The organism is Streptomyces torulosus, from assembly GCF_001419765.1.
In the GTDB taxonomy this organism is placed as follows: Bacteria; Actinomycetota; Actinomycetes; order Streptomycetales; family Streptomycetaceae; genus Streptomyces; species Streptomyces torulosus.
In genome coordinates this window covers 1-2,840 of record NZ_LIRK01001022.1, presented here as the reverse complement: position 1 = coordinate 2,840, position 2,840 = coordinate 1, and the positions used below count along the sequence as shown (strand labels likewise).

Sequence of the window (2,840 nt, the reverse complement as noted above, 5' to 3'; positions counted from 1 at the left end):
GGTACACCGCCCGGCCCGATCGGGAACCGGATCGGGCCGGGCGGTGTACCAGGAATGACGGCGTCACAGCAGGTGCACATCGGATCTACATCAGATCGCGCAGCAGCCGGTCCCGGATCATGAGGGCGGCCCGTTTGTCGGGCAGGTCGACCTCCGCGGAGAACCGGAAACCGGCGGTGAGGAAAGCGGAGACGGAGGGGAAGTTGCGAAGGTCGGGTTCCGCGACGACGCGGGCGCAGGAAGGACGGTTGTCCAGGACGAGATCGGCGACGGCGCGGAGCAGGGCGGAGCCGAGACCTCTCCCCCGGTCGGCCACCGGGCCGATGAGGAGGTGGACGCCTGTGTCGTGGGGGCGGGCGGGGTAGTGGCGGGCGATGGGGTCGAGGTCCGCCCGGTAGATCTCCCAGTAGCTCATCGGGGTGCCGTCCAGCACACCGAGGCAGGGCACGCTGCGGCCGTCGCCGTCGAGCTGGGCCCGGAGGTGGTTCGCGGTCACGTCCTCGGGTCCGGCGAGCTGCCAGGACGAGGCCACGGCGGAGTCGTTCATCCAGCGGGTGATCAGCGGGAGGTCCCGTTCGAGGCGGACGGGGAGGAGGCGCAGCGTGCCGACGGGGGTGACCGCGGGTCTCCAGTCGGCGAGGTGATCCAGCAGTTCCCCTTGGCCCGAGAGTGCCGCCCCGCCCGGGTCGGTGCCCCCACCGTCCGGGTCGGCGTCCTCCGCGAGGAACGCGGCCAGGTCGTCGGACAGGCGCAGTTCGAGTGTGTCCTCGTTGCTGGGGGCCCGGGTGGTGCCCGTGTCGGTGCCGGATGTGGTGCTCGCATCGGTGGGAGGCACGCGACGCTCCTCTCAGGGGATGGGGTGGGTCATGTTCCTCGGGGCGTGAAGGGGGTCGACAGTGATCGGGTCAGCTGTGGAGGGGGTTGGCGATGGTGACGTAGACGGACTGGGTGTCGACCGGGCCGACGAGTTCGTCGAGGCCGTTCAGCCGGGTCAGCAGGTTGGCCTTGCAGCGCAGGACGGGTGAGTCGAGCAGCAGGGCCGGCAGGGTGGTGTCCAGCCGGGCGGGGCCGGTGGCGACATCGGTGAGGAAGCGGCGGAAGGCGGCGAGCAGCAGTCGCTCGTCGGCGAGGCCCTGCGAGCCGAACGCACCGATGAGACCGAGCACGTTGTTGATGCCGAGGTAGTAGGCGAACCGTTCGTCGGTGACCTCGTCGGAGACGAACGTGTCGCTGTGCTCGCCGATGCCGGGCAGTCGGGCGTCGAGGTCCGCACGGCGGGACTCGCGGAAGTAGTAGCCCTGGTTGTCGCGGTACCTCCCGCCCATGGGCCAGCCGTCGGGGTCCAGTAGGAGGACGGTGTTCTGCTGGTGGGCTTCGAGGGCGATCCCGGCCTCGCTGTCCAGCCACAGCACGGGCCGCACGACCTGCTCCAGGTAGCGCAGGAACCACTCGGCGGCGACGGCACCTCGCGGCCGCCCGGTGCGCCCCGCGAGCCGGGTGACGACCTCGGCGAGCCGGGACCGCATGACGGGCCCCTCCGGAAGGTGGTCGGCATGGCCGGGCGCCTGCGGGTCCGCGTGGTGATGCGGCGCCCGGCCGGGGAGGGACGCCCGCTGCCCGGGGATGCGGGTTGCCTGGTGCTCGCCATCCGGGTGCGGCCCGTCCGCGAACGGCCCCTCAGCCAGTGGCCCGTCCGCATACAGCCGGTGCGCGTGCTGCCCGCTTGCTTGCGCCCCGTCCGCAAGTGGCCCGTCCGCTCGCGCTCGGTCCCCATACGGCCTCGGTGATACGAGCCCCGCCACACAGCACGCGTCGTCCGCCGGGCCGAACGGGTTGTGCCGGATCACCACGTCCAGGCCGGGCACGGGGTCGCCGCCCGGCGCGGTGACCGCCAGCCAGGCCGGGTCGCGGACGATGTCGAACCCCGGGTGGACGGCCTGCCACTCCTTGGCCAGACCGGTGCGCAGCAGGCGGTGGACCTCGACGCCCCGGTGGAGTTCCTTGCGGAGGTTCTCCCGACGGGAGTTGGTGATGCGCAGCCCCAGCGACAGCTTCAGCATCGCGGGGGCGGCGGTGCGGTGCACGGTACGGACAGAGGAGGTGGGGTGCCACGGGGAGCCGTGGGGGCCGAGGTCGAGCAGCAGTCCGGCGTCCAGGAGGGCGGCGACGGTCGGGCGGTGTCGGACCTCGCGCAGTTGCCAGGGGTGGACGGGCAGGGCGGCGTAGCCGTCGGGCAGTGGCAGACCGGGGCCGGCCAGCCGTGCGGTCAGCTGCTCGGCCGGAACGACTCGGCCGCGCTCCGTCCACGCCGAGTCGGTCGAGAGAACGGAGGGTGCGACAGCCAGCCAGTGCAAGGGGAAGGAGCCACGCGACTCGGGTGAGTAGAGCCGCGCCTCCGCCTCGGACAGCCCTTCCCGACTCTTCGGGGTGGGGTGCAGCGGATGACCGAGGACGAGAGCCTGCTCCGCGGCGAGGAACAGATCCGGCGCGTCATCCGGCCGGGCCCGACGCTCGGCGATGAATCCGGCGACGCGCCGAGCGGAGTCGGCGACCCGGCCGACGAGGTCGAGTGCGTCGAGCGGGGCCGACTGCCCGAGGAGGACCCACTGCTCATGTGGGCCCGATTGGCCGAGTGGGGCCTGTTGGTCGTGCGGGGCCGACTGGCTGTGCGGGGCCGTTTGGTCGTGCGGGACAGGCTGGCTGTGCGGAGCCGGTGGGCCGAGTGGGACCGGTTGGTCAGGTCGGGCCCCGTGGCCGTGCGGTGCCGGCTGGTCGTGCGGTGCCGCTTGGCCACGCCAGGCCAGCTGGTCGGCAGCCGACGGCACCGCACGACCAGCCGG

General features: G+C 72.7%; 2 protein-coding genes. Both read right to left on the bottom strand.

The window, feature by feature from the left end:
* Positions 1–85: 85 nt before the first annotated feature.
* The gene (locus AOK23_RS43725) at positions 86–835 is read right to left on the bottom strand and encodes a GNAT family N-acetyltransferase (RefSeq protein ID WP_055717894.1); all 750 of its coding nucleotides are present in this window, start codon (positions 833–835) and stop codon (positions 86–88) included.
* A gap of 70 nt (positions 836–905) precedes the next feature.
* Positions 906–2,825, bottom strand: a complete 1,920-nt coding sequence (locus AOK23_RS51295; RefSeq protein WP_420823811.1) for an IucA/IucC family protein — start codon at positions 2,823–2,825, stop codon at positions 906–908.
* Positions 2,826–2,840 lie beyond the last annotated feature (15 nt).